Source organism: Streptomyces sp. NPDC002513, from assembly GCF_053595355.1.
Genome location: NZ_JBSFXK010000023.1, coordinates 27,000 through 52,400 on the forward strand (window position 1 = coordinate 27,000; position 25,401 = coordinate 52,400).

A 25,401-nucleotide genomic window follows, 5' to 3' on the forward strand; every position below is an offset into this window, starting at 1 on the left:
GGGCGTTCCAGGGCGTGCGAAAGGGCGGCTCGGAAAGGGGGGTTGGGGCGCCGTCCGTCGACCGACAGGAACGCGCGGGCAATTTGTATCAAGCACGCGGTTTCAAGAAGAAGCGCAGAAGGTGTGAGGTGAGTCACTGTGTGGTTTGCGGCCGGTGAGCCCGGGTAGACGAGCGCTTTTTCGGTGCCTTCGGTGCCTTCGGTGGCGCGGTCCGCTCAGCGCCAGTGCGGCGCCCCCGAGCCGCCGGGCGCGGCCCCCTCGATCCCGGCCCGTACCTCCCGCATCACCGCCACGATCCGCTCCTCGTGCTCCGGCGTCAGCCGGGCCACCGGCACCGAGCAGCTGATCGCGTCCTGCGCCGGGGTGTCGTAGCGCAGGGCGAAGCCGAAGCCGGCGATGCCGATGACGCTCTCCTCGCGGTCGACCGCGTGGCCGCGCTCGCGGGTCGCGGCCAGGTCCGCCGAGAGGGACGCCCGGGTCGTGCGGGTGTGCGGGGTGAGTGCCGCGTACGGGCCCGGAGGCAGCGCGTCGTCGGGCCGTTCGGCCAGCAGCGCCTTGCCGAGCGCGCCCGCGTGGGCGGGCAGGCGCCGGCCGACCCGGCTGATCGTGCGCAGATACGCGTGCGACTCGCGGGTCGCCAGATACGCCACGTCCATGCCGTCGAGGCGGCCCAGATGGATCGTCTCGCCCAGCGCCTCGGACGCCTCGTCCAGGAACGGGCGCACGGCGCGGACGTGCGGGTCGGAGTCCAGATAGCTCGTGCCCGTCAGCAGGGCGCGGAGGCCGATGCCGTAGAGCGAGCCCGTGGCGTCCGTGCGGACCCAGCCCCGCGAGATCAGGGTCTGCAGCAGGGCGTACATCGAACTGCGCGGTACCGAGAGCTGGTCGGCCAGCTCCTGAAGGCGCGCCGGACGGTCGCCGCGGGCCGCGAGCACCTCGAGCAGTTCGACGGTGCGCGCGGCCGACTTCACCTCGCGGACGCCCCCGGTGTCTGACATGCGCCGATCGTAGTCCGGGCGGGGGAGGGCGCGGCCCGCGCGAGCCGGGCCATTGACGGCCCCCGTTCACCTACCTAGGCTTCATCTCCCTACATAGATGACGTCTCCATAGGGAGACAGGCATGTCACCGCTCACCGCCGGACCCGACCTCGCAGGAGCCGCCCCGTGACCGCCGCGACCCGCCCCGACCTCACCATCGACGAGGTGCGACTGACGCCGATCCTGGTCGCCGACCCGCCGCTGCTCAACACCCAGGGCGTGCACCAGCCGTACACCCCTCGGCTGATCGTGGAGGTGGTGACCGTCGACGGGACCACGGGGATCGGCGAGACCTACGGCGACACGAAGTACCTCGATGCCGCCCGGCTCTTCGCCCAGCGGCTGACCGGCCGTCAGGTGACCGACACGGGCGGCCTGTTCGCCCTCGCCGACGAGGTCGCCGTCGGCGCCTCCCCCGACGGCGGCCGGCTCGACGTCGGCGGGCTGCGCGGGGTCCAGACCGCCGACAAGCTCCGGCTGTCCGTCGTCTCCGCCGTCGAGGTCGCCTGTCTCGACGCCCTCGGCAAGACCCTCGGCCTGCCCGTGCACGCGCTGCTCGGCGGCAAGGTGCGGGACGAGGTCGAGTACAGCGCGTATCTGTTCTACCGGTGGGCCCGCCACCCCGAGGGCGTGGCCGCCGAGCAGGACGACTGGGGTGCCGCCCTCGACCCGGCGGGAGTGGTCGCACAGGCCCGGACCTTCAAGGAGCGGTACGGCTTCGGCTCCTTCAAGCTCAAGGGCGGGGTCTTCCCGCCCGACGAGGAGGTCGCCGCGATCCGCGCCCTCGCCGAGGCGTTCCCCGGGCATCCGCTGCGCCTGGACCCCAACGGGGCCTGGACGGTCGAGACCTCGCTGAAGGTGGCCCGGGAACTGGGTGGCCTCCTCGAGTACCTGGAGGACCCCGCCCTCGGGACGGACGCGATGGCCGAGGTCGCCGCGAGGACCGACGTGCCGCTCGCCACCAACATGTGCGTGACCACCTTCCCGGAGATCGAGGAGGCGTTCACCCGCGGCGCCGTCCAGGTCCTGCTGTCCGACCACCACTACTGGGGCGGGCTGCGCACCACCCGGGAACTCGCCGCCGTCTGCCGGGCGTTCGGGGTCGCGCTGTCCATGCACTCCAACACGCACCTCGGCATCTCCCTCGCCGCGATGACCCATGTCGCCTCGACCGTGCCCGGCCTCCACCACGCCTGCGACACCCACTACCCCTGGCAGTCCGAGGACGTCATCACCGAGCGTCTGACCTTCGAGGACGGCAGGATCGCCGTACCGGACGCGCCCGGTCTCGGGGTCACACTGGACCGCGACCGGCTGGCCGCCCTCCACGCGCGCTGGCTCGCCGACGACGGCACCCTGCGCGACCGCGACGACGCCGCGGCGATGCGTGTCGCGGATCCCGGGTGGGTCACCCCCGTGGTGCCCCGCTGGTAGGGCACGGCTCCGGGCAACCGCCGCCGCCCACCGGGACGATTGGTGCACACTGACTGGATCCGCACCACGTCAGGGAGCCCACCGTGACCGCCACCACCGGAGAGGGACCGCACCGCCACCCCGGCCTGGAGGAGGGGCCGCACCCCCATCCCCACATCGGGGACGGGCCGCACCACCACTCCCATGTCGACCCCCTGGCCGCCCTGCGCGCGCCGGGGGACCCGCCCCGGGACGTGTACCTCACGGGGACGGTCTTCCTCGACATCATCTTCACCGGGCTCGCATCCGCCCCCGTGCGCGGCACCGAGTCCTGGGCGCGCGGGATGGGATCCAGCCCCGGCGGGGTCGCCAACATGGCCACCGCGCTGGCCCGCCTCGGCCTGAAGACCTCCCTGGCCGCGGCCTTCGGCGACGACCACTACGGCGAGTACTGCTGGGACGAGCTGGAACAGGGCGAGGGCATCGACCTCTCGCCGTCCCGGCGGGTCCCCGGCTGGCACTCCCCGGTCACCGTCTCCATGGCCTACGAGGGCGAGCGGACCATGGTCTCCCACGGCCACGAGCCGCCGCCGGAGAAGCCCGACCCCCTCTGCCCGCCCCGCGCCCGTGCCGCCGTAGCCTCGCTGACCCCGGGCCGCCGCGCCCCCTGGATCGCCGAGGCCGCGAAGCGGGGCACCCGGATCTTCGCCGACGTCGGCTGGGACGACACCGGGGCCTGGGACCTCACGGGCCTCGCCGATCTCGAACACTGCGAGGCGTTCCTGCCGAACGCCGAGGAGGCCATGCGGTACACGGGCACCGACTGCCCGCGCGCCGCCGCGCACGCGCTGAGCACCTGTGTGCCGCTGGCCGTGGTCACCCTCGGCGCGGAGGGCGCGTACGCCGTGGACGGGCGTACCGGGGAGACCGCCGCCGTGCCCGCGATCGCCGTCGAGGCGCTGGATCCGACGGGCGCGGGCGATGTCTTCGTGGCGGGCTTCGTGACCGGGACGCTCGCCGAGTGGCCGCTGGCCGACCGCCTCGCCTTCGCGGGCCTGACGGCGGCGCTCTCGGTGCAGGAGTTCGGCGGGTCGCTGTCGGCGCCCGGATGGTCCGAGGTCGCGGCGTGGTGGCGCCGGGTCCAGTCCTACGAGAACCAGGACCCGGCGGCCCTCAGCCGGTACGCGTTCCTCGACCGGCTGGTTTCGCAGGAGTGCGGGGAGCCCTGGCCACGGCGGCGGGCCGTACCGACGATCGGGTTCCGCGGATCGGCGTGAGCGCGCGCGACATGAGCGCGCGCTGTCGCCGGGAGCGCGCGCCGCGGCCGGGAGCGGCGTCCGCCCGCGACGGCCCGGCGCCGCTCAGAAGCCCAGACGGCGCAACTGCTTCGGGTCCCGCTGCCAGTCCTTGGCCACCTTCACATGGAGGTCCAGGAACACCGGGGTCCCGAGCAGCGCCTCGATGTGCTTGCGGGACTTGATGCCGACCTCCTTCAGCCGCTTGCCCTTGGGGCCGATGATGATCCCCTTCTGGCTGGGGCGCTCGATGTAGAGGTTCGCGTGGATGTCCAGGAGCGGCTTGTCCGCCGGACGGTCCTCGCGCGGCAGCATCTCCTCCACCACCACCGCGATGGAGTGCGGCAGTTCGTCCCGCACGCCCTCCAGCGCCGCCTCCCGGATCAGCTCGGCCACCATCACCTGCTCCGGCTCGTCCGTCAGATCGCCCTCGGGGTACAACGCGGGCCCCTCGGGCAGCAGCGGGATCAGCAGGTCGGCCAGCAGCTCCACCTGCTCGTCCCCGACCGCGGACACGGGCACGATCTCCGCCCACTCGATCCCGAGCTCCTTGCCGAGCTGGTCGATCGCGATCAGCTGCTCGGCCAGGGCCTTGGAGTCCACGAGGTCCGTCTTGGTGACGATCGCGACCTTGGGGGTCTTCCTGATCCCCGCCAGCTCCTTGGCGATGAAGCGGTCACCGGGACCGAGCTTCTGGTCGGCGGGCAGACAGAAGCCGATCACGTCCACCTCGGCCCAGGTCGTCCGCACCACGTCGTTGAGCCGCTCGCCGAGCAGCGTCCGCGGCTTGTGCAGACCGGGGGTGTCGACCAGGATCAGCTGCGCGTCCGGCCGGTGCACGATGCCCCGTACCGTGTGCCGCGTCGTCTGCGGCCGGTTCGAGGTGATCGCCACCTTCTGCCCTACCAGAGCGTTCGTGAGGGTGGACTTGCCCGCGTTGGGACGACCCACGAGACAGGCGAAGCCCGCCCGGTGGACGGCCTCGGTCGGCTCGGATGACTGACTGCGCACGCTCATGACGCCCATTCTCCCTGATCCACGGAGCGCCTCCGCACGGTCGCCCGCACGCCGGGCCCGATGAGGCCCCGGACATCCCGACGCGCGCGGGCAACGGCCGCAGTCGTGCGGCGCGTACGGCCCCTCAGCCGGCCGTCAGGCGCGCGCGGACCGTGCCGTCCGGGCCCGCCACCAGCACCGGCGTCCCGGGGCCGCCGAGGTCCCGCACCGCCGCCCGGTCCTCGGCGGACGCGGACTCGGCCTCCGTGACCAGGGCCGCCGCCTCCAGCGACGTCGCGCCCGACGTCACCGCCATCGCCACCGCCGTCTGCAGGGCGCTCAGTTTCAGTGACTCCAGGGCGACGGTTCCGGCCACATACGTACGCCCGGTCTCGTCGCGCACGGCGGCACCCTCCGGCACGCCGTTGCGGGCCCGCGCCGAGCGGGCCAGGGTGACGATCTTGCGGTCCTCGGGGTCGAGCGCGCTGCTGTCGGTCATGGCCCGAGCATACGGAGCGGCCCGGACCCGGCGGCCCTCAGGGGAGCATGTCCGAGTGCGCCGGCGAAGTGCGGCCCGCCCCGCGCGCCCGGTCCCGCCGAGGGCTCACTCCGGCTGCGGCTCCCGCGCCGCGGGCTCGGCCGCGCCCACCGGCTCCACCAGCACGGTGACGATCTTGTTCCTGCGGCCCGCCGCGGCCTCCGCGGTCAGCCGCAGTTCCCGGCCGTCGGGGAGTTCGACCACGGACGACGCCCCGGCGATCGGCACCCGGCCGAGCGCCTTCGCGAGCAGTCCGCCGACCGTCTCCACGTCCTCGTCGTCGTACGCCTCCAGCCCGTACAGCTCGCCGAGGTCGCCGATGTCGAGGCGGGCGGTGACGCGGTAGCGGTCGTCGCCCAGGTTCTCCACCGGCGGCAGTTCGCGGTCGTACTCGTCGGTGATCTCGCCGACGATCTCCTCCAGGATGTCCTCGATGGTGACGATCCCGGCCGTGCCGCCGTACTCGTCGATGACGACGGCGACGTGGTTGCGCTCCTTCTGCATCTCCCGCAGCAGGTCGCCCGCGTTCTTGGTGTCGGGCACGAAGGTGGCCGGGCGCATGGCGGTGGACACCAGCTCCGCCTCGGCGTCCCGGCTGATGTGCGTCTTGCGGGCCAGGTCCTTCAGATACACGATCCCGACGATGTCGTCCTCGCTCTCCCCGGTGACCGGGATGCGCGAGAAACCGGACCGCAGGGCCAGGGTCAGCGCCTGGCGGATGGTCTTGTGGCGCTCGATGACCACCAGGTCCGTCCGCGGGACCATCAGCTCCCGCACCAGGGTGTCGCCCAGCTCGAACACCGAGTGCACCATACGGCGCTCCTCGGCCTCGATGAGGGACTCCTTCTCCGCCAGGTCGACCAGGGCGCGCAGCTCCGCCTCGGAGGCGAAGGGGCCGCGACGGAAGCCCTTGCCGGGGGTGAGCGCGTTGCCGATGAGGATGAGGAGGGACGGGATCGGGCCCATGATCCGGGCCAGCGGCACGAGGACGTACGCCGCCGCCGTCGCCGTGTTCAGCGGGTGCTGGCGGCCGATCGTGCGCGGGGAGACGCCGACGGCGACGTACGACACGAGGACCATGACCGCGATGGCGACCAGCAGGGCCCCGGCCGTCCCGGAGAACTCCTGCAGACAGGCGTAGGTGACGAGCGCGGCGGCGGCCATCTCGCAGGTGACCCGGACGAGCAGGGCCACGTTGAGGTAGCGGGTGGGGTCCGCGGCGACCTGGGCGAGCTTGGCGCTGCCGCGCCGGCCGCTGCGGACGGCCTCCTCGGCACGGAAACTGGAGACCCGCGCGAGGCCCGCCTCCGCGCAGGCGGCCAGCCAGGCGACGACGACCAGGGCGACGGCGCCGACGACGAGCTGGGCACTCATGACACGGTGGGGGCCGGGGACGGGCCGGTCAGGCCCTTCTCCGCGCGCCAGCCGTCCACGATGGCGGCCTGAAGGCCGAACATCTCGGCCTTCTCGTCGGGCTCCTCGTGGTCGTAGCCGAGCAGGTGCAGCACACCATGGACGGTCAGGAGCTGGAGCTCCTCGTCCATGGAGTGCTGCGTCGGTGCCTCGGCGCCCTGCCGGGCGGCGACCTCCGGGCACAGCACGATGTCGCCGAGCAGCCCCTGCGGGGGCTCGTCGTCGTCCTTGGACGGCGGTCGCAGCTCGTCCATCGGGAAGGACATGACATCCGTCGGTCCCGGCAGGTCCATCCACTGGATGTGCAACTGCTCCATGGCGTCGGCGTCCACGACGATCACCGAGAGCTCGGAGAGCGGGTGGATGCGCATCCGCGCGAGTGCGTAGCGGGCGATGTCGAGGATCGCCTGCTCGTCGACCTCGGTGCCGGATTCGTTGTTGACGTCGATCGACATGGTGCTGCTGGTCTACTTCCCCTTGTGCGCGTGCCCGCCCTTGTCGCGGCCGGGCTTGTGCGTGCCGTTCTCGGTGCCGTTCTGGCTGTCGTACTTCTCGTACGCGTCGACGATACGGCCGACGAGCTTGTGCCGTACGACATCGTGGGACGACAGACGGGAGAAGTGGACGTCCTCGACGCCTTCCAGGATCTCCTGGACCTGCCGCAGACCGCTCTTGGTGCCGTTCGGCAGGTCCACCTGGGTCACATCACCCGTGATCACGATCTTCGAGTCGAAGCCGAGGCGGGTGAGGAACATCTTCATCTGTTCGGGGCTCGTGTTCTGGGCCTCGTCGAGAATGATGAAGGCGTCGTTCAGGGTGCGGCCGCGCATGTACGCGAGCGGTGCGACCTCGATCGTCCCGGCGGCCATCAGCCGCGGGATGGAATCGGGGTCGAGCATGTCGTGCAGCGCGTCGTAGAGCGGGCGCAGATACGGGTCGATCTTCTCGTACAGCGTGCCGGGCAGGAAGCCGAGACGCTCGCCCGCCTCGACGGCCGGACGGGTCAGGATGATCCGGTTGACCTGCTTGGACTGCAGGGCCTGGACCGCCTTGGCCATGGCGAGGTACGTCTTGCCGGTACCGGCGGGGCCGATGCCGAAGACGATCGTGTGCTTGTCGATCGCGTCGACGTACCGCTTCTGGTTGAGTGTCTTGGGACGGATCGTCCGGCCGCGCGAGGACAGGATGTTCTGCGTCAGCACCTCGGCCGGGGTCTCGGGTCCGTCGCCCTCACCGTTCTCGCTCGACCTGAGCATGGCGATCGAGCGTTCCACTGCGTCCTCCGTCATCGGCTGCCCGGTGCGGAGCACGAGCATCATCTCTGCGAACAGGCGCTGGACCAGGGCGACATCCGCCGGGTCGCCGACCGCGCTGATCTCATTGCCCCGGACATGGATGTCGACCCCCGGGAAGGCCGTCTCGATCACGCGCAGCAGGGAGTCGCCCGAACCCAGCACCATCACCATGGGGTGCTGGGCAGGGACGGTGATCTGTGTTCGCGCCTGCCCCTGCGCGGGGGTGTGAGCTGTGGGTGTCTGCGTCATGGGCCGGCCGGTAGGCCTGCGATTCCTCCTCCGTAGGGCCGCGCAGCTGAGGGCGGCCTCGCGGTTTCAAGAGTACGACGCGGCACTGACAGAGCCGTAGGACTTTTTTGTGTGCTGGTACGACCCCGGAGTGGGACCGCACTCAGAGCGGGACGACCCTGACCCGGGCCGTGGTATGGCGTCCCTGTCCGGGCTTTCACTCCACTCCCCGGATCCGCCCCACCAGCACCGCCCCGGCCAGTGCGATCACCGCCGCCACCAGATACAGCACCCGGTAGCCGCCCAGCTGCGTGACGATCGGCGCGGCCAGGGCCGGGGCCGCGACCTGGGGGAGGGCGTTGGCGATGTTGATCACCCCCAGGTCCCTGCCGCGGTCCAGGGCCGCTGGCAGGACGTCCGTCATCAGCGCGAAGTCCACCGAGGTGAACACCCCGAAGCCCACGCCGAGGACCGCCGCCGCGACGACCGTGCCCGTCCAGGTCTGCCAGCCCGCCAGAGCCGCCGTCGCCACCGCCATCAGCACTCCCGACCAGACCACGAACGGCTTGCGGCGCCCCACCCGGTCCGACCAGACGCCGCCGACGACCACCGTGGCGAGCAGGGTGACGCCGTTGACCGCGGTCAGGACGAGGACGCCCTGCTCGGGGTCGTGGACGGGAATCCCCGCGGCCCGGACGGAGCCGGGGCCCCGGGGGAGGATGCGGTCCCGCAGGTAGTACAGGAGATACAGCAGCACCAGCGCGTTGCTGAGGTTGATCAGGAAGCGGGTCAGCCAGGCCCACCCCAGGTCGGGATGGCGGCGCGGACTGAGCCGGAACCCGGCCAGGAAGCCCCGCCACGACCAGGGCGGGCGGTCCGCCGCCGGCAGCCGCAGGTCCGCGTGGCGCAGGACGTACGGCGCCACGCCCACCACCGTGAACACCGCGCACGCCGCATAGCCCGCCCCGATGCCCCCGGCCACCGTCGCCAGGCCCGTCCCGCCCACCACCCCGAGGATCTGCGCCGCCCCCAGCCAGCCGCCCACCGAGCCCCGCTGGAGCCGCGGCACCCGGTCCGGCACCGCCGCCGTCACCGCCGCGAAGGCCGCGTTCAGCGTGAGCTGCACCAGGCACCAGCCCAGTGCCATGATCCACACGCCGTCCGCCGCGGCCAGCAGCAGGAGCGACAGCGCCCCGCCCGCCGCCCCCGCCACGATCCACGGGGTACGGCGGCCGAAGCGTCCCGTGGTGCGGTCCGAGAGCGCGCCGAAGAACGGGTTCGCGACCAGGGACACCACCGCGCCCGCGCCCGTGACCCAGGCCAGCATCATCTCCTTGGACAGTCCGGAGCCGGGCGCGAAGTCCTTCGCCTGCGAGGCCAGCAGGATCTGCAGCGGGCCGTACCAGCCCACCCAGATCGCCCCGTTGGCCAGCGACAAGGCCGAGACCCAGCCCCGGCCGACCCGTTCGACGGGCTCGGCGAGGGCGTTCTGGGGCCGGCCGGCGGGCCGCTTCGCCGTCGTCATCCCCGCGCCCGCAGCAGGTCCCGCAGCCAGGCGTACGACGCCTTCGGGGTCCGCTGAAGCGTCGTGTAGTCCACGTGCACCAGGCCGAAGCGGCGCGCATACCCCTCGGCCCACTCGAAGTTGTCCAGCAGGGACCACACGAAGTAGCCGCGCACGTCGGTCCCCGCCTCCACCGCCCGGTGCAGCGCCCGGATGTGGCCGTCCAGATAGGCGATGCGCTCCTGGTCGTCGACGCCCTCGTAGGAGCAGCCGTTCTCGGTGATGACGACGGGCGGCAGCCGGTCGCCGTAGCGGTCACGGAAGCCGGTCAGCAGCTCGGTCAGCGCCTCGGGGACCACCGGCCAGCCGAAGTCGGTGACCGGATGGCCCTCGATCCCCCGGACGGAGAAGGGCAGTTCGGCGGGCAGGGTGAGGCCGCCGAACTCGATGTCCTCGCCCTGCGGGGCGCCCACCCGCGTCGGCGCGTAGTAGTTGATCCCGTACCAGTCGAGGGGCTCGGAGATGACCTTCAGATCGGACGCCACACCCTCGGGACCGCCCGGCATCAACGCGTCGATGCCGTCCGGGTAGCGGCCGAGCAGCAGCGGGTCGGCGAACAGCCGGTTGAGCAGGATGTCGTAGAACTCCGCGGCCGCCACGTCCTCCTCCCCCGCGGAGGCGGGCCACGTCGGCCCGTGCGAGTTGGCGATCCCGATGTCGCCCGCCCCGGCCGCGCGCAGCGCCTGTACGGCCAGACCATGGGCCAGTAGCTGGTGGTGGGCGACCGGCAGCGCGTCGAACAGCAGGTGTCGGCCCGGCGCGTGGACGCCGAGCGCATGGCCCAGCAGGGTGTGTTCGGCGGGCTCGTTGAGGGTGATCCACGTGGGCACGCGGTCGCCGAGCCGCCCGGCGACGACCGACACGTACTCGGCGAACCGGAAGGCCGTGTCCCGCTCCAGCCAGTCCAGCGTGACCGGGAGGTCCCAGTGGAAGAGGGTCACGACCGGGCGTACGCCCGCCGCGCACAGCTCGTCCACCAGCCGGTCGTAGAAGTCCAGGCCGCCGGGGGAGTTCACCCGGGGCCAGGAGACCGAGAAGCGGTACGCGTCCACACCGAGGTCCGCGAGGAGGGCCACGTCCTCGCGGTAGCGGTGGTAGTGGTCGCAGGCCACCGCCGCCGTCGAGCCGTCCTTCACCCGGCCCGGTGCGGCGGTGAACACGTCCCACACGGAGGGCTCGCGCAGATCGGCCGCCCCCTCGATCTGGTGGGCCGAGGTGGACACGCCCCACAGGAAGCCGGCGGGGAACGGGGGTATCGGGTTCGTCGCCATGCGCCGGATCATCCTTACCGCCGGTAAGGCGCGTCAACGGGTGCGCGCGAACTGCCGGTCACCGCGCGGACCGGGGGCTCACGCCCCCTCCTTCAGTATCCGGGAGATCAGCGTCCGCTGGTCCTCCGTGAGCCGGGGATCCGCGCAGTACACGGTCCTGCCGTCCACGGTGATCTCGTAGGTGAAGCCGTCCGGCACACCGGCCGGCGGCGTGCCCCGGCCGCCGGCCAGGGCACGCTCGGCCAGGGCGTGCCACTCCTGGGCGTCGGTCCGTTTCGAGGTGTCCACCTCGGCCCGGCGCTCGATGCCTGAGAACCCGCCCGTACGCCTCACTCGAATACGCATGGCACCTGTCTAGTACGAGACGGGCGCCCGGGCTACGACGCCTGCACCCCGACCTGCTCCCAGGCCTTGTGGACGGCCTCCTGCTCCGGGCCCTCGCGGTAGCGGCTCCGCGCCGCCGCCACCGTCAGCCGCGCGAAGTCCGCGAAGGTCGCCTGCGGGTCCAGATCTCCGCCGGTCAGCACGTCGTACCAGATCTGCCCGGCCCGTTCCCAGGCGTGCCCGCCGAGTTCGGTGGCGACCAGGTAGAACGCGTGGTTGGGAATGCCGGAGTTGATGTGCACCCCGCCGTTGTCCCGGCCGGTGCGCACATAGCCGTCCATCGTCCCCGGCTGCGGGTCCTTGCCGAGCGCGTCGTCGTCGTACGCGCTGCCCGGTTCCTTCATCGAGCGCAGCGCCTTGCCGTTGACGCGCGGGGCGAGCAGCCCGGCCCCGATCAGCCAGTCGGCCTCGGTGGCGGTCTGGCCGAGCGTGTACTGCTTGATCAGCGAGCCGAACACGTCCGACATCGACTCGTTGAGGGCGCCCGGCTGGCCGAAGTAGGCCAGGTTCGCGGTGTACTGGGTGACGCCGTGGGTGAGTTCGTGGCCGATGACGTCGACCGGGGTGGTGAAGTCGAGGAAGATCTCCCCGTCCCCGTCGCCGAACACCATCTGCTCGCCGTTCCAGAAGGCGTTGTCGTAGTTCTCGCCGAAGTGGACGCTCGCGTCCAGCGGCAGGCCCTTGCCGTCGACGGAGTCGCGGCCGTACGCCTGCCGATACAGCTCGAAGGTGGCGCCGAGGCCCGCGTACGCACGGTTGACCGTGGCGTCCTCGCCGGGCTCGTCGCCCTCGCCGCGGACCTTGGTGCCGGGCAGGGTCTGCTGGTGCCCGGCGTCGTAGACCGTGCGGTGCGGTGTGCCGGTGCCGGTGCCGGTGCCGGTCGTGGGCGGGGTCGGCGCGGGTGTGCCGATGACCGTGGTCAGCCTGCGGCGGGTGCGCTCCAGGGCGTCCCGCTCCAGGGTGCGGCGCGCGGGAGTGGCGAGCGCGGAGTCCTCGTGCCGGGCGAGCTTGTCGAGGACATGCGGCGGCACGATGGTGCAGAAGACGGGCTCGAAGCCCCCGTGGGTGTTCATGTTCGGCACCCTTGCACTGTGTGACGGCACTGTCACCACCCGCAACGGTGATTGGTGAAAAGCCACGCCATGGAGCGATCTGTTCCGTGAACAGGTGACATGGGCGGCGATCTCGGGAGAATACGGCCGGCTGTGAGCTGCCGCACTTTTTGTCCGAAATGTCATCGCGGTCCCGCATACTGATACGACCCCTCGCATCCGGCGCGGCTCGACTACGATGCGGAGCATCATGCGTTTCGGGCTGCTCCTCCTTAGCTGCCGCGGCGAGGGCCTGTAGTCGAGGCCGACCCCCTCCCCGCGGAGTTTGGCGTTGCGCCGTCGGCCGTCCTTCCGGACCCCCTGAGGAGCCCACGCACCATGGCGAACCGCCAGCAGCCCACATCCATGCCCATCCACAAGTACCGCCCGTACGAGCAGGTCGACATCCCCGACCGCACCTGGCCGGACCAGCGGATCAGCCGCGCCCCGCGCTGGCTCTCCACCGACCTGCGCGACGGCAACCAGGCCCTGATCGACCCGATGTCGCCGGCGCGCAAGCGGGCGATGTTCGACCTGCTGGTGAAGCTGGGCTACAAGGAGATCGAGATCGGCTTCCCGGCCTCCGGCCAGACCGACTTCGACTTCGTCCGCTCGATCATCGAGGACGAGGGCGCGGTCCCGGACGACGTGACGATCTCCGTACTGACCCAGGCCCGCGAGGACCTGATCGAGCGCACCGTCGAGTCCCTGAAGGGCGCGCGGCGGGCGACCGTCCACCTCTACAACGCGACCGCCCCCGTCTTCCGCCGCGTGGTCTTCCGCGGCTCCAAGGACGACATCAGGCAGATCGCCGTGGACGGCACACGGCTGGTGATGGAGTACGCGGAGAAACTGCTGGGCCCCGAAACCGAGTTCGGCTACCAGTACAGCCCCGAGATCTTCGTCGACACCGAGCTGGACTTCGCCCTGGAGGTCTGCGAGTCGGTCATGGACGTCTGGCAGCCCGGCCCGGACCGCGAGATCATCCTCAACCTGCCCGCCACCGTGGAGCGCTCGACCCCCTCCACCCACGCGGACCGCTTCGAGTGGATGCACCGCAACCTCTCCCGCCGTGAGTACATCTGCCTGTCGGCCCACCCGCACAACGACCGCGGCACCGCCGTGGCCGCCGCGGAGCTGGCCGTGATGGCCGGCGCCGACCGCGTCGAGGGCTGCCTGTTCGGCCAGGGCGAGCGCACCGGCAACGTCGACCTGGTCACCCTGGGCATGAACCTCTTCTCGCAGGGCGTCGACCCGCAGATCGACTTCTCCGACATCGACGAGATCCGCCGCACGTGGGAGTACTGCAACCAGATGGAGGTCCACCCCCGCCACCCGTACGTCGGGGACCTCGTCTACACCTCTTTCTCCGGCTCCCACCAGGACGCCATCAAGAAGGGCTTCGACGCCATGGAGGCCGACGCGGCCGCCCAGGGCAAGACCGTCGACGACCTCGAGTGGGCGGTGCCGTACCTGCCGATCGACCCCAAGGACGTCGGCCGCTCCTACGAGGCGGTCATCCGGGTGAACTCGCAGTCCGGCAAGGGCGGCATCGCGTACGTCCTGAAGAACGACCACAAGCTGGACCTGCCGCGCCGGATGCAGATCGAGTTCTCGAGGATCATCCAGGCGAAGACGGACGCCGAGGGCGGCGAGGTCACACCGGCGGAGATCTGGAGCGTCTTCCAGGACGAGTACCTGCCGAACCCGGACAACCCCTGGGGCCGTATCCAGGTGAGGACGGGCCAGACGACCACCGGCAAGGACGGCGTCGACACCCTGACGGTCGAGGCCACGGTCGACGGCCAGGACACCGTCCTCACCGGCTCCGGCAACGGTCCGATCTCGGCCTTCTTCGACGCGCTGCAGTCCATCGGCATCGACGTACGCCTGCTGGACTACCAGGAGCACACGATGAGCGAGGGAGCCTCCGCCCAGGCGGCCTCGTACATCGAGTGCGCGATCGACGGCAAGGTCCTGTGGGGCATCGGCATCGACGCGAATACGACACGTGCCTCGCTGAAGGCCGTCGTCTCCGCGGTCAACCGCGCCGACCGCTGACCCTCTGACCGGCACGTTCCCGGCCCCGTCCGCCCTCCCGGGCGGGCGGGGCCACGTCATGGACCGGCCATTCCGTCCGAAGATCACGGAGAGGTCTCGTCCGGGGTACTGACTCCGCATCACCAATGTGGCTAACATCACGCCACACGGCGATGCTGCCGCGTGGTGACGGAGGTGCGACGTGCTGCCAGGACGGGGACGCAACGGCCGTGGAGTCCGCAAGGCCCGTGCCGCGCAACTTCTGGGCATCCGCACCGTATGGACCGCCGTGGGCGACGGCGAGTTCTACTGCCCCGGCTGCGGAGGCGACCGCAACTACCAGCGCCTCACCGGACGCCGCCGCCTCGCCCTCGTCGGCGTCCCGGTCCTGCCGCGCGGCGAGACGGGCCCGGTCGTGGAGTGCGCGGCCTGCGGCCACCACTACGGCACGGACGTCCTGGACCACCCCACCACGACCCGCTTCTGCGCGATGCTCCGCGACGCCGTCCACACGGTGGCCCTCGCGGTCCTCGCCGCGGGCGGCACCTGCTCCCGTACGGCCCTGGAGACGGCCGCCGCCGCCGTCCGCTCCGCCGGCTTCGACGACTGCACCGTGGACGGGATCGGCGCCCTGGTCGAGGCCCTGATCGCCGACACCGGCCGGGTCTGCGGCGAACCGGGCGGCGCGAGCCTCGCCATAGAACTGCACGAGGCCCTGGACCCCCTGGCCCCGCACCTCGCCCCCGCCGGCCGCGAGTCGATCCTTCTCCAGGGCGCCCGCATCGCCCTCGCGGACGGCCCCTACACCCCCGCCGAGCGCGAGGTTCTCACCACGGTCGGCGCGGCCCTGACGATCTGCTCCAACGAGGTGACCCGGCTGCTGGCGGCAGCGCGCACCCCCTCGTGACGGGAAAGCCAACGGCCCGCCACCAGCCCCCACCCCTCGGCCGGGACGGCCGCCGGGCCGAACGCCCCACACCCCGCTACGCCCTCCTCCGCCTCGGCACCGGCCGAACGCTCCGCCCGCGCACGGTCCTCCGTGTACTCCGAAAGAGGGTCCGACCGCACATCAGATCCCCCGCGCCGCAGGTCTACCGCCATCACGTCCGTGGCACATTCACGGCAACGGGAGGTGACACATCCCGTGCCCACCGCAGCGCAGGGAGCGTGCCATGACCCGCATCCGTCGCCCCGCCGTCCGAGCCACGGTCGCCGCCGGGCTGCTCAGTGTCCTCCCGGTGACGCAGACGGCGTCCGCCCTGCCGCTTCCGCACCGCGGCGGCTGCGTCTCCTCCGTGCCGTACACCGCCGGACAGGGCGGGTACCGCTCCTACCGGATCCCGGCGACCGTCGTCACGGGGAAGGGGACCGTGCTCGCCTTCGCCGAGGGGCGGCGGAACGGATCGGGGGACAGCGGGGACATAGACGTCGTGCTCAGACGGTCCCCGGACGGCGGCTGCACCTGGGGACCGCTCGCGGTCGTCGCGGCCGGCAAGGGCGACACCCGGGGCAACCCGGCACCGGTCGTGGACCCGAAGACCGGGCGGATCGTCCTCGTCACGTCCTACAACAGCGGTGCGGTGACCGAGGCGCAGATCATGCGCGGCGAGGTGACGCCCCGCCAGAGCCGCCGCGTCTTCGTCCAGACGAGCCGGGACGACGGGCGGCACTTCTCGGCCCCACGGGAGATCACCGCCGCGGTGAAGCGGGCGGACTGGCGGTGGTACGCCACCGGCCCCGGTCACGCGATCGCCCTCACTCGCGGCCCGCACGCCGGACGTCTCGTCGTGCCCGCCAACCACTCCGCCGCGCCGCCTCACGGTTCCCCCGACACCGGGCGGGAGGCCAGGTACTACGGCGCGCACGCGATCTACTCCGACGACGGCGGCACCACCTGGCACCTGGGCTTCAGCGACGACCCCCACGAGGGGCACGACAATCCCAACGAAAGCAGCGCGGCCCAGCTCCCCGACGGGCGGCTCTACTTCAGCGCACGCGACCAGAACGGCAGCAGCGCCGGAAACCGCCTCGACAGCTACTCCGACGACGGGGGTCGGACCCTGGAGCGCCCCTACGCCGTACAGCACACCCTGGACGACGTCCCCGTCGTCCAGGGCAGCGTCCTCCAACTCCAGGGCACACACGCCCCGCTGCTCTTCTCCGCGCCCTCCAAGCCCACCGCACGCGAGGCGATGGCGATCTGGCGCAGCACCGACGACGGGGCGAGCTTCACCAAGGTGCGGACGCTGTCCTGGCAAAAGGCGGCCTACAGCGACCTGGTCCAACTGCGCGGCGGACAGGCCGCGATCCTCTACGAGACCGGGGCGAAGGGAACGTACGACACGATCGAGTTCCGGCGGAACCTCCTCGCCGGCCGGAACTGACGGCTACAGCAGCCCCGCCGCCGCCAGGTACTTGCCCACCCGTTCCGTCTCCGCCTCCGACAGTGCCACCTGGGGCTCGGCCGTCGCCGGGCACGCGATCACGCCCCTCAGCCACAGGGCCGTCTTGAACGCGCCCAGGCCCGAGGAACTGCCGCCCATCCGCGCCGGGTCCCCGGCGCCGGTGATGCCGAACAGCGCGCACAGCCGCTCCTGCTCCTCCCGCGCCCCGGCCCAGTCGCCCGCACGGCACAGGCGGTCCAGGCGGACGTACCCCTCGGGGTCCACGTTGGCCAGCCCCGGGACCGCCCCGTCCGCGCCCAGGGCCAGGGCCGAGTCCACGACCAGCTCGGAACCCGTCAGCACGCTGAAGCCCCTGATCCCGGGCCGCGTTCGGGCGCCCGTCACCACCGCGCGGAAGGCGGCCAGGTCGCCGCTGGAGTCCTTGAGACCGGCCAGGGTCCCCTCCTCGGCCAGCTCCAGGACCAGCTCCGGGCTCAGCTTGGTGTGGACGGACACCGGGATGTCGTAGGCGAACACCGGCACGGGAGAGCGCTCGGCGACCAGACGGTAGTGGCGGGCGACCTCCGCGGGATGCGTGCGCGTGTAGAAGGGCGCCGTCACCACCACCGCGTCCGCGCCCGCCCCGGCCGTGTACGCCACATGGTCCAGCACCCGGGGCGTGGTCATGTCGATCGCCCCGGCCAGGACCGGGACCCGGCCGGACACATGGGACACGACCCTCTCCACCACCAGCCGGCGCTGGCGGTCCGTCAGATACGCCGCCTCCCCGGACGACCCCAGCACGAACAGGGCGTCCACCCCGGCCGACAGCAGCCGGTCCACGAGCCTGACGAGCGAGGGGACGTCCACCTCGCGGTCCGGTGTCAGAGGGGTGCAGACGGGCGGGACGACACCAATGAGCGGGGTGGGCAGGGTCATCAGGGCTCCCGGGCATGTTTCTTGTCGGGCCGTACGTGTTCCGGCAGTACCTCGGCCACGGCGGTGACCGGGGAGGGCCGTGCGGCCTGGCGCACGAGGTCGCGCGTCGGCTCGTCCTCCTCCACAGGATGGTGGCAGCGGAAGCGGTGACCGGCGGCCGACGCGCCCGAGAAGGCCGGCATCGCCGTGGCACACACCTCGTCCGCCTTCCAGCAGCGGGTACGGAACGGGCAGCCGCTCGGCGGCCGGGTGGCCGACGGCACCGGACCGGCCAGCGGGATCGGGTCGATCGGGTCCAGCAGACCGGGCGTCGCGGAGAACAGGGCACGGGTGTACGGGTGCCGGGCGTGCTCGGTGACCCGCCCGGCCGGAGCCTCCTCGACGATCCGGCCCAGATACATGGTGATCACCCGGTCGCTCATCCGCCGAACCGTCTGGATGTCGTGCGAGACGAAGACGAGCGCCAGGCCCAGGCGTTCCCGCAGATCCAGCAGGAGGTTGAGGATCTGCGCACGGACCGACACGTCCAGCGCGCTCGTCGGCTCGTCGGCGACCACCAGCTCGGGGTCGAGGGCGAGGGCGCGGGCGATGGCCACGCGCTGCCGCTGGCCGCCGGAGAGCTGCCCGGGCAGGGCGTCGGCGAGGGCACGGGGAAGGCCCACGAGGGACATCAGCTCCCGCACCCGCTCCCTACGCGCCTGAGGTGTACCGCGCCGGTGCACATCCAGCGGGTCGCGCAGGATCCGGTGCACGGTCAGCCGCCGGTTCAGTGCCGTCGACGGGTCCTGGAAGACCATGCCGGTGCTTCCGCCGACGGCGGCCCGGCGTTCGGCGGGCGGCATCGACCACAGGTCGCGGCCCCGGAAGAGCACCGTGCCGGACGTCGGCCGCTGAACGCCCACCAGCACCTTCGCCAGGGTCGACTTGCCGCACCCCGACTCGCCGACCACGCCGACCGTCTCGCCGGGCGCCACGGTCAGCTCCGCGCCGGTCAGGGCGTACACGCGGTCCCGGGTGAACAGACCGCCGCCGCGCGCCTTGTGGACGACATGGGCGTCGGAGACCTCCACGAGCGCCTCAGGGGCACCGGACGGCTCGACAGTCGCACTCACGTCACGGCCTCGCTCTCCTCCGTCGTCACCAGATCGACCGCCGGGTGGTGGCAGGCCGCCGTGTGCGTCCGCGTCCCCAGCAGGGCGGGCGCCGTCGTCCGGCACACCTCGCTCGACCGCGGGCAGCGGTCCGCGAAGCGGCAGCCGGCCGGGAAGTCGGCGGGGGCGGGGACGACCCCCCTGATCTGCGTCATCCGTGCGGCGGCCGACTCCAGGGACAGCACACTGCCGAGCAGCCCGCGCGTGTAGTGGTGGGCGGGCGCCGCCACCAGCTCGGCGGTCACCCCGGTCTCCACGATCTGCCCGCCGTACATCACCGCCACCCGGTCCGTGACGTCCGCCACCAGCGCCAGGTCGTGCGAGACGAGGATCAGCGCGAACCCCAGTTCCGCCCGCAGCCCGAGCAGCAGCTCGATGATCTGCGCCTGGACGGTCACGTCCAGCGCGGTCGTCGGCTCGTCCGCGATGATCAGCCTGGGGTCGCGGGAGAGCGCCAGGGCGATCAGCACCCGCTGACGCTGACCGCCGGAGAGTTCGTGCGGATAGCTGCGCAGGGTGCGCTCGGGGTCCAGGCCGACCAGGGCCAGCAGCTCCGCGGGGCCCCGGCGGCCGCCGCGCCGTACCACCTGCCTCAGCTGCGCCCGGATCGTCATCGCCGGGTTCAGGGAGGACAGCGCGTCCTGGTAGATCATCGCCATCTCGTGGCCGAGCAGCCTGCGCCGCACGCGCATCGGCTCGGCCAGCAGCTCCCGCCCGCCGAACCGGACCTGGCCGCGCACCCGGGCGCCCTTCGGCTCCAGCCCCATGACCGCGAGCGCGGTCAGCGACTTCCCGCTGCCCGACTCGCCCACCAGCCCGAGAACCTCCCCGGGGTGCACCTCGAAGCTGATGCCGTCGACGACGTCCACGCCCGCGTGCCGGCCGGGGAAACCGATGGCGAGGTTCTCCACCGCGAGCACCGGCTGCCCGCCCGGCAGGGGACGTGCGCGCGAGCGCAGCCGCTGCGCCGCCTCGGCCAGCCCCGGCAGCGCCACCACCGCGCCGCTGCCGGGCTCCGGCGCCTGAAGCCGGTCGCCGGCCTCGCCCCGCACCTCCAAGGCACGGGCCGCGGGAGCCGCCCACGCGTCCGAGACGCCCTCGGACAGGATGTTCAGCGACAGGACCGTGACCAGCATCAGCAGACCCGGGAAGACCGTGGCCCACCAGCCGCCGGTCAGCACCATGTTCTTGCCGTCCGCGATGACGCTGCCCCAGGACGGGTCCGGGGGCCGTACGCCCGCCCCGATGAAGGACAGCGACGCCTCGAACACGATGGCCTCGGCGACCTGCACCGTGCAGAAGACCAGTACGGGGGCTGCGCAGTTGACCGCCACGTGCCGCAGCACGATATGGGGAGTCCGCGCGCCGATCACGCGTTCGGCGGTGACGTAGTCCTCGCCGTACTGGTCCAGTACGTTCGCCCGGACGACCCTGGCGACCGGCGGGGTGAACAGGAACGCGATCGCGCAGATCAGCACGGTGATGCCGCCGCCGAAGACGGCGACGAGGACGGCGGCGAGCGCGATGCCGGGGAACGCCATCACGACGTCCAGGCAGCGCATCAGCGTCTCGTCGACGGCCTTGCGGGAGGTCGCCGCGACCGCGCCGAGCAGGGCCCCCACGACCAGGGCCAGCGCGGTCGCCCCGAGTCCGATCGCGAGCGACCAGCGGGCCCCGTACATCAGCCGGCTGAGGATGTCCCGGCCGAGGCTGTCCTGGCCCATCCAGTGGCCGGCGGAGGGGTGCCCGGTGCCACCGGCCGGCTCCTGCTGGTCGAGCGGGTCGTGCGGGGCGATGACCGGCGCGAGCAGCGCCACCAGCACGACGACCGCCAGGAAGCAGACCGCGGCCTTCGACAGCGGCGGCAGCCGGCGCCAGCCGCGCAGCCGGACACCGGGACGGGACAGGGCCCGGCCGAGATCTTTGCGTGTGGTGATCATCGGTCGGCATCCCTCAGTCGCGGGTTGACCAGCAGATACAGGATGTCGATGACGAGGTTGACGACCACGAAACCGGTCGCCGTGGTCAGGACGACGCCCTGGACGACGGCAGGGTCGCCGTTCTGCACGGCGTCGATCATCAGCTTGCCCATCCCGGGCAGCGAGAAGATGGTCTCGATGACGACCGCGCCGCCCAGCAGATACCCGACCCGCAGGCCCAGCACGGTCAGCGGGTTGACGAGCGCGTTGCGCAGCACGTTCCGGCCGACCACCACCCGCGGCGGCAGCCCGCTGCCGACCGCCGTGCGCACATAGTCCTTGTCCAGTTCCTCCACCACGGCCGTCCGCACGATCCGGGTCAGCTGCGCCGCCACCGGCAGCGACAGCGCGAACGCGGGCAGGGCCATCGTCCGCAGCCACCCGGTGAAGGAGTCCGCCGGGTTGATGTAGCCGCCGGTCGGGAACCAGCCCTGGTCGACCGCCAGGTACTGGATCATCAGCAGCGCCAGCCAGAAGCCGGGGGCGGCGACCCCGGTCAGGGACGCCACCCGGATGATCTGGTCCGGCAGCCGGTCCCGGTGGATGGCGGCCGTCACCCCGCCGACCAGGGCCAGCACCACCGCGATGCCGAGCCCGAGGAAGGTGAGCTGGAGGGTGAGCGGCAGCGCGGTGGTGACCTGGTCGACCACCGGCGCCCGGGTCAGGGCGCTGGTGCCCAGGTCGCCGTGGAGCAGATCGCCCACGAAGTGGACGTAGCGCACCGGCAGCGGATCGAGCAGCCCGTTGCGCTCCCGGAAGTCGTGCAGTTGCCGGGGTGTCGGGTTGGCGCCCTGGAAGAACGCGGACGCCGGGTCGACGTCCGAGAACCGCATCACGAGGAACACGAACAGCACGATGCCGAGCATCAGCGGCACGAGCAGCAGGACGCGGCGGACCAGGATCCTGGCGACGGCGACCATGGACCAACTCCCGACGTCGCTAGACCCACTTGGCCGTCAGGAGGTTGATGCCCGGGTAGGGCTGCGCCCTTATCCCGGTGAGTTCCCGGGGGTTCCAGGCGGTCATCAGCTCGTTGTGCACGACCGGGTAGAGCACGGCCTGCTCGGCGACGACGTCGATGTAGTCCTGGATCATCGCCTTCTTCCGCGCCGGGTCGGGCTCCCGGGTCGCCCGGTCCATGTCCGCGAAGAGCTTCCTGGCGACGGGGTCGTCGGCCCAGCGGGCGTACTGCATCCACAGGTTCTGCGGGCCGTGGTTGTAGTGCATGATCAGGTCGGCGTCGAGGCCGAACTGGTTGGGGTTCGAGGCGGCGGCCACGACCTGGTAGTCCTGCTTCTGGTCCATCTTGGTGAAGACCGCCGTGGTCTCCTGCGGTGACAGCGTGGTCCGCACCCCGATCGCGTCCCAGGAGGACTTGATGGTGGGCAGGCAGTCGACGATCCAGCTCACGTTCACCGAGAGGATGTCGATCTCCAGCCCGCTGACCCCGGCCTCCTTCAGCAGCGCCTTCGCCTTGTCGGGGTCGTAGTCGTAGACGGTCCTCGCCCGCCGGTAGGCGGGATTGGCCTCGTTGAGGAAGGAGGACGACGGCTTCCCGTGGCCTTTCAGGGCCACCTCGACCATCTTGCCGGTGTCGATGGCGTAGTGGAGCGCCTGCCGGACCCGGACGTCGTCGAAGGGCTTGTGCCGGGTGTTGAACATGAGGAACAGGTTGTTCATCCCGGCCCCGCCCCGGACCGTCAGCCCGCTGCCGGTGAGCTGCCGGATGTTGGCGTACGGGATGTTGTCCGCGATCTGCGCCTGCGCGCCGGCGCCGGAGATCCTGGCGACACGCGGCGCGGCGTCGACGATCGTCAGCCAGTTCATCTTCTTGAAGGCGGGCCCCCGCGGGCCGTTGTAGTCGGCGAACGCCTCGAAGGTGGTGTTGGACTTCGGGTGGTGCGCGGTCTGCCGGTACGGCCCCGAGCCCACCGCCAGCCCCTTGATCGCGTCGTCCCACGCGCCGGGCCTGGAGAAGACGTGCCTGGGCATGATCTTCGCCAGCGTCAGCCGCGAGAGGCCGTCCGGGAAGGGGAACTTGAGCACCAGCTCGACGGTCCGCGCGTCGACCTTGCGGACCTCGCCGAGCCAGCTCGCGAAGAACCCCTTGGCGAGGGTCTGGGTCTTCGGGTCCAGGATCCGGTCGAAGACGAACACCACGTCGTCGGCCGTGACCGGATGCCCGTCGTGGAACGTCGCCCCCGCCCGCAGGGTGAACCGCCAGGACGTGGCGCCGGGGTCCTTCGGCACCTGTGTGGCGAGCGCCGCGTAGGGCTCGCGGGTGAGGGGGTCCGTGTCGAGCAGGCCCTCGTAGATGTGGTTGTTGGCGGCCATGGAGAAGGCCGAGGCGGTCTGGGTGGGATCCCAGCTTCCGTCGTTGCCGTAGCCGATGACCGCCGTCAGCGTCCGGTTCCCGCCACCCCCGCTGCCGGTGTCGTTGGTGGACTGAGGGCCCGAGGAGCAGGCGGCCAGCGACGAGGACAGGGCGGCGGCCGCGCCCAGCGCGCCGGAGTGCTTCAGGAACGTCCGGCGGGCCGGTGCCGGTACGTCGGGGATCACGTCGCGCACGGTTCCTCCAGCAAAGGTGGTCTGAGTGGGGGGCGTGTAGGCGGGACTCGAGGATGGGAGATACGACGTCCTACGTCATGGGCGGCAGCGTGACCATAGGTGGGGGCGTGGGGGCGGTCAAGGGGACGCACACGAATGGCCCAGCCGTCACCGACGCGATCAATGGCGCTGTGGAATACGGGTACTTGACGTTTTCACACCTGCGGGGAACGGGACGCGCAAGGGGCACGCGCGTACGATGCGGCGCATGTCCGATGACCCCGTGAACCGGCGCAGGACCGAGCGGCGCGTCAGCAGCCGGATCCAGCGCGAGGTCATGCAGCTCATCCTCGATCGCAAACTCAGAGCCGGTGCGCCGCTGCCCACGGAGTCGGAACTGATGGCGGACCTCGGGGTGAGCCGCAACTCGGTGCGGGAGGCGCTCAAGGCCCTTCAGGCGCTCGACATCGTGGAGATCCGGCACGGCTACGGGACGTATGTCGGGCAGGCGTCGCTGACCCCGTTCGTCGACGGGCTCACCTTCCGTACGCTCACCCGGCCGGACGACGAGATGGACGCCCTGAACGAGATCCTCCAGGTCCGCGAGGTGCTGGAGGAGGGGCTGATCAGACGGGTCGCCATGACGCTCTCCGAGCCGGAGCTGGAGCGTCTGGAGGCGGTGGTGACCCGGATGGAGGAAGCGGGCCGGGCGGGACTGCCCTTCGCCGAACTGGACCGGGAGTTCCACGAGTTGCTCTACGGCTCGCTGGGCAACGCGCTCGTGCCGCAGTTGCTGAGCGCGTTCTGGACGGTGTTCCGGCGGGTCGCCCGGGCCCGGGACTGGTCGGACGGCACGACCCCGCAGCTCACGGTGCGCCGCCACCGCGACATCGTCCGCGCCCTGCGGGCCCGGGACGTCGAGGGCGCGGAACGCGCGATGACGGACCACTTCCGGGGCATCGAGGACCGCACGGTCCCGGAGTACGGCGAGCCGTCGGGCGGCTTGTGACCGTTGCCGTGGCCATCCGTCCGCCGCGCACGAAGACCGTGGCCCGCACGTGAGTTCGTACCCCACGCCTTCCCCGCACGCCCCGGAGGCCCCTGGCAGCGGCGCTCCGGGGAGCGCTTCACCCGCCGGGCCCCGGTTGCCCTCCGGTCACAGGCTCAGCTCCAGCACCAGGCGGTGCTCGCCCGGCCCGAAGTAGTCCCTGCGCAGCCCGCCCTCGGGTGCCGCGGGGGAGAAGCCGGAGGACTTGTAGAGGGCGATCGCCGCGGCGTTGGTGGGGTCGACGGTCAGTCTGACCTCCCGTACGCCGTCGTCGCGCAGCCGCCGCAGCATCTCCAGCATCAGCCGCCGCCCCAGGCCCTCCCCCCGGCGTTCCCGGGCGACACCCAGCCCCAGCACCCAGCAGAGTCCGGAGCCGCGCCCGGTGCCGGCCAGGACATAGCCCTGGAACGCCTGGCCGTCGTCCAGGACCAGGAGGTGGGCGGCGTACATGTCGAACAGCTGGCGCAGCATGAAGTACGGGTACGCCACCTCCTGGAAGACCTCCCGGTCGAGGCGGTGCAGCTCCGGCAGGTCCGCCTCGGTGACCCCTCTCATCCGCACGGGTCGTTTCCGGGCGGGACGGAACACCTGGCCGGCGAGCGGGGCGAAAGGATCTCCTGAGCGTTCCGCTGGATAAGCGGCCATGCCACCCCCTGGTCAAAGGACAAGGGCACACCGGCCCCATATGGGTGAATACGACTCGGATGGCGCACACCCCGCCGTCCGGGTTGCTTTCGACAGGGTTTGGACCAGCATCGCCCGTCAGGGTCCGGCCGCTCAAGGAGTG

General features: G+C 71.8%; 22 protein-coding genes. 6 read left to right on the forward strand and 16 right to left on the reverse strand.

The window, feature by feature from the left end; genetic code table 11:
- Nucleotides 1-215: 215 nt before the first annotated feature.
- Complete coding sequence (locus ACWD5Q_RS17405) at nucleotides 216-998, reverse strand: IclR family transcriptional regulator (RefSeq protein ID WP_451427866.1); 783 nt, start codon at nucleotides 996-998, stop codon at nucleotides 216-218.
- Nucleotides 999-1,164: 166 nt separating this feature from the next.
- Between ACWD5Q_RS17405 and ACWD5Q_RS17410 the strand changes: the two genes are divergently transcribed.
- Both ACWD5Q_RS17410 and ACWD5Q_RS17415 read left to right on the forward strand, forming a co-directional pair.
- The gene (locus tag ACWD5Q_RS17410) at nucleotides 1,165-2,472 is read left to right on the forward strand and encodes a glucarate dehydratase family protein (protein ID WP_451427867.1); all 1,308 of its coding nucleotides are present in this window, start codon (nucleotides 1,165-1,167) and stop codon (nucleotides 2,470-2,472) included.
- Between the two features lie 125 nt (nucleotides 2,473-2,597).
- Entirely contained in the window at nucleotides 2,598-3,728 is a 1,131-nt protein-coding gene (locus ACWD5Q_RS17415) for a carbohydrate kinase family protein (protein ID WP_451427928.1), read from the forward strand.
- An 84-nt stretch (nucleotides 3,729-3,812) separates the two neighbouring features.
- Here the strand turns inward: ACWD5Q_RS17415 and era are convergent, their stop codons facing one another.
- From era to ACWD5Q_RS17460, 9 genes are all read right to left on the reverse strand, one after another.
- Nucleotides 3,813-4,763 carry a GTPase Era gene (era, locus tag ACWD5Q_RS17420; RefSeq protein ID WP_451427868.1) on the reverse strand — a complete coding sequence of 317 codons (951 nt, stop codon included), beginning with the start codon at nucleotides 4,761-4,763 and terminating at the stop codon, nucleotides 3,813-3,815.
- A gap of 124 nt (nucleotides 4,764-4,887) precedes the next feature.
- Nucleotides 4,888-5,241, reverse strand: coding sequence for a cytidine deaminase (locus ACWD5Q_RS17425; RefSeq protein WP_451427869.1), 354 nt, complete (start codon nucleotides 5,239-5,241; stop codon nucleotides 4,888-4,890).
- A 105-nt stretch (nucleotides 5,242-5,346) separates the two neighbouring features.
- On the reverse strand, nucleotides 5,347-6,654 hold the full coding sequence (locus ACWD5Q_RS17430; protein ID WP_451427870.1) for a hemolysin family protein: 1,308 nt from the start codon (nucleotides 6,652-6,654) through the stop codon (nucleotides 5,347-5,349).
- Nucleotides 6,651-7,148 (reverse strand): rRNA maturation RNase YbeY, encoded by a 498-nt coding sequence (gene ybeY / locus ACWD5Q_RS17435; RefSeq protein ID WP_055489941.1) that lies wholly within the window; start codon nucleotides 7,146-7,148, stop codon nucleotides 6,651-6,653. The genes ACWD5Q_RS17430 and ybeY overlap by 4 nt, the downstream gene beginning before the upstream one ends.
- A gap of 12 nt (nucleotides 7,149-7,160) precedes the next feature.
- Nucleotides 7,161-8,237, reverse strand: a complete 1,077-nt coding sequence (locus ACWD5Q_RS17440; protein ID WP_451427871.1) for a PhoH family protein — start codon at nucleotides 8,235-8,237, stop codon at nucleotides 7,161-7,163.
- 196 nt (nucleotides 8,238-8,433) lie between these two features.
- Nucleotides 8,434-9,741: an MFS transporter gene (locus ACWD5Q_RS17445; RefSeq protein WP_451427872.1), complete on the reverse strand. Its 1,308-nt coding sequence runs from the start codon at nucleotides 9,739-9,741 to the stop codon at nucleotides 8,434-8,436.
- Complete coding sequence (locus tag ACWD5Q_RS17450; RefSeq protein ID WP_451427873.1) at nucleotides 9,738-11,063, reverse strand: GH1 family beta-glucosidase; 1,326 nt, start codon at nucleotides 11,061-11,063, stop codon at nucleotides 9,738-9,740. The genes ACWD5Q_RS17445 and ACWD5Q_RS17450 overlap by 4 nt, the downstream gene beginning before the upstream one ends.
- Nucleotides 11,064-11,129: 66 nt before the next feature.
- A complete protein-coding gene (locus ACWD5Q_RS17455) occupies nucleotides 11,130-11,396 on the reverse strand; it encodes a protealysin inhibitor emfourin (protein ID WP_451427874.1) in 267 nt (88 codons plus the stop codon).
- 32 nt (nucleotides 11,397-11,428) lie between these two features.
- Entirely contained in the window at nucleotides 11,429-12,508 is a 1,080-nt protein-coding gene (locus ACWD5Q_RS17460) for a M4 family metallopeptidase (RefSeq protein WP_451427875.1), read from the reverse strand.
- 357 nt (nucleotides 12,509-12,865) lie between these two features.
- Here ACWD5Q_RS17460 and leuA point away from each other — a divergent pair, with 357 nt between their 5' ends.
- The 3 genes from leuA (at nucleotide 12,866) to ACWD5Q_RS17475 (ending at nucleotide 16,950) form a co-directional block, all read left to right on the forward strand.
- Complete coding sequence (leuA, locus tag ACWD5Q_RS17465) at nucleotides 12,866-14,587, forward strand: 2-isopropylmalate synthase (RefSeq protein WP_451427876.1); 1,722 nt, start codon at nucleotides 12,866-12,868, stop codon at nucleotides 14,585-14,587.
- A gap of 181 nt (nucleotides 14,588-14,768) precedes the next feature.
- Nucleotides 14,769-15,473, forward strand: coding sequence for a TerB family tellurite resistance protein (locus ACWD5Q_RS17470; protein WP_451427877.1), 705 nt, complete (start codon nucleotides 14,769-14,771; stop codon nucleotides 15,471-15,473).
- Nucleotides 15,474-15,738: 265 nt separating this feature from the next.
- Entirely contained in the window at nucleotides 15,739-16,950 is a 1,212-nt protein-coding gene (locus ACWD5Q_RS17475) for a sialidase family protein (protein ID WP_451427878.1), read from the forward strand.
- 3 nt (nucleotides 16,951-16,953) lie between these two features.
- Here the strand turns inward: ACWD5Q_RS17475 and ACWD5Q_RS17480 are convergent, their stop codons facing one another.
- The 5 genes from ACWD5Q_RS17480 to ACWD5Q_RS17500 are packed head-to-tail and all read right to left on the reverse strand — an operon-like array spanning nucleotide 16,954 to nucleotide 23,587.
- Complete coding sequence (locus tag ACWD5Q_RS17480) at nucleotides 16,954-17,889, reverse strand: dihydrodipicolinate synthase family protein (RefSeq protein WP_451427879.1); 936 nt, start codon at nucleotides 17,887-17,889, stop codon at nucleotides 16,954-16,956.
- Nucleotides 17,889-19,001, reverse strand: coding sequence for an oligopeptide/dipeptide ABC transporter ATP-binding protein (locus ACWD5Q_RS17485; RefSeq protein WP_451427880.1), 1,113 nt, complete (start codon nucleotides 18,999-19,001; stop codon nucleotides 17,889-17,891). The genes ACWD5Q_RS17480 and ACWD5Q_RS17485 overlap by 1 nt, the downstream gene beginning before the upstream one ends.
- Complete coding sequence (locus tag ACWD5Q_RS17490; RefSeq protein WP_451427881.1) at nucleotides 18,998-20,980, reverse strand: dipeptide/oligopeptide/nickel ABC transporter permease/ATP-binding protein; 1,983 nt, start codon at nucleotides 20,978-20,980, stop codon at nucleotides 18,998-19,000. The genes ACWD5Q_RS17485 and ACWD5Q_RS17490 overlap by 4 nt, the downstream gene beginning before the upstream one ends.
- Nucleotides 20,977-21,939, reverse strand: a complete 963-nt coding sequence (locus ACWD5Q_RS17495) for an ABC transporter permease (RefSeq protein WP_451427882.1) — start codon at nucleotides 21,937-21,939, stop codon at nucleotides 20,977-20,979. The genes ACWD5Q_RS17490 and ACWD5Q_RS17495 overlap by 4 nt, the downstream gene beginning before the upstream one ends.
- A gap of 19 nt (nucleotides 21,940-21,958) precedes the next feature.
- On the reverse strand, nucleotides 21,959-23,587 hold the full coding sequence (locus ACWD5Q_RS17500; RefSeq protein ID WP_451427883.1) for an ABC transporter substrate-binding protein: 1,629 nt from the start codon (nucleotides 23,585-23,587) through the stop codon (nucleotides 21,959-21,961).
- A 238-nt stretch (nucleotides 23,588-23,825) separates the two neighbouring features.
- Here ACWD5Q_RS17500 and ACWD5Q_RS17505 point away from each other — a divergent pair, with 238 nt between their 5' ends.
- Nucleotides 23,826-24,575, forward strand: coding sequence for a FadR/GntR family transcriptional regulator (locus ACWD5Q_RS17505; RefSeq protein WP_451427884.1), 750 nt, complete (start codon nucleotides 23,826-23,828; stop codon nucleotides 24,573-24,575).
- Between the two features lie 147 nt (nucleotides 24,576-24,722).
- Here ACWD5Q_RS17505 and ACWD5Q_RS17510 read toward each other — a convergent pair whose 3' ends face one another.
- The gene (locus ACWD5Q_RS17510) at nucleotides 24,723-25,259 is read right to left on the reverse strand and encodes a GNAT family N-acetyltransferase (protein ID WP_451427885.1); all 537 of its coding nucleotides are present in this window, start codon (nucleotides 25,257-25,259) and stop codon (nucleotides 24,723-24,725) included.
- Between the last annotated feature and the right edge of the window lie 142 nt (nucleotides 25,260-25,401).

Excerpts from the sequence above, each read along its gene's own strand:
- ACWD5Q_RS17455 (WP_451427874.1), bottom strand. The coding sequence starts at position 11,396 with ATGCGTATTCGAGTGAGGCGTACGGGCGGGTTCTCAGGCATCGAGCGC.
- ACWD5Q_RS17430 (WP_451427870.1), bottom strand. The coding sequence starts at position 6,654 with ATGAGTGCCCAGCTCGTCGTCGGCGCCGTCGCCCTGGTCGTCGTCGCC.
- ACWD5Q_RS17440 (WP_451427871.1), bottom strand. The coding sequence starts at position 8,237 with ATGACGCAGACACCCACAGCTCACACCCCCGCGCAGGGGCAGGCGCGA.
- ACWD5Q_RS17480 (WP_451427879.1), bottom strand. The coding sequence starts at position 17,889 with ATGACCCTGCCCACCCCGCTCATTGGTGTCGTCCCGCCCGTCTGCACC.
- leuA (WP_451427876.1), top strand. The coding sequence starts at position 12,866 with ATGGCGAACCGCCAGCAGCCCACATCCATGCCCATCCACAAGTACCGC.
- ACWD5Q_RS17475 (WP_451427878.1), top strand. The coding sequence starts at position 15,739 with ATGACCCGCATCCGTCGCCCCGCCGTCCGAGCCACGGTCGCCGCCGGG.
- ACWD5Q_RS17405 (WP_451427866.1), bottom strand. The coding sequence starts at position 998 with ATGTCAGACACCGGGGGCGTCCGCGAGGTGAAGTCGGCCGCGCGCACC.
- ybeY (WP_055489941.1), bottom strand. The coding sequence starts at position 7,148 with ATGTCGATCGACGTCAACAACGAATCCGGCACCGAGGTCGACGAGCAG.
- ACWD5Q_RS17460 (WP_451427875.1), bottom strand. The coding sequence starts at position 12,508 with ATGAACACCCACGGGGGCTTCGAGCCCGTCTTCTGCACCATCGTGCCG.
- ACWD5Q_RS17510 (WP_451427885.1), bottom strand. The coding sequence starts at position 25,259 with ATGGCCGCTTATCCAGCGGAACGCTCAGGAGATCCTTTCGCCCCGCTC.
- ACWD5Q_RS17450 (WP_451427873.1), bottom strand. The coding sequence starts at position 11,063 with ATGATCCGGCGCATGGCGACGAACCCGATACCCCCGTTCCCCGCCGGC.
- ACWD5Q_RS17490 (WP_451427881.1), bottom strand. The coding sequence starts at position 20,980 with ATGATCACCACACGCAAAGATCTCGGCCGGGCCCTGTCCCGTCCCGGT.
- era (WP_451427868.1), bottom strand. The coding sequence starts at position 4,763 with ATGAGCGTGCGCAGTCAGTCATCCGAGCCGACCGAGGCCGTCCACCGG.
- ACWD5Q_RS17445 (WP_451427872.1), bottom strand. The coding sequence starts at position 9,741 with ATGACGACGGCGAAGCGGCCCGCCGGCCGGCCCCAGAACGCCCTCGCC.
- ACWD5Q_RS17425 (WP_451427869.1), bottom strand. The coding sequence starts at position 5,241 with ATGACCGACAGCAGCGCGCTCGACCCCGAGGACCGCAAGATCGTCACC.
- ACWD5Q_RS17505 (WP_451427884.1), top strand. The coding sequence starts at position 23,826 with ATGCGGCGCATGTCCGATGACCCCGTGAACCGGCGCAGGACCGAGCGG.
- ACWD5Q_RS17495 (WP_451427882.1), bottom strand. The coding sequence starts at position 21,939 with ATGGTCGCCGTCGCCAGGATCCTGGTCCGCCGCGTCCTGCTGCTCGTG.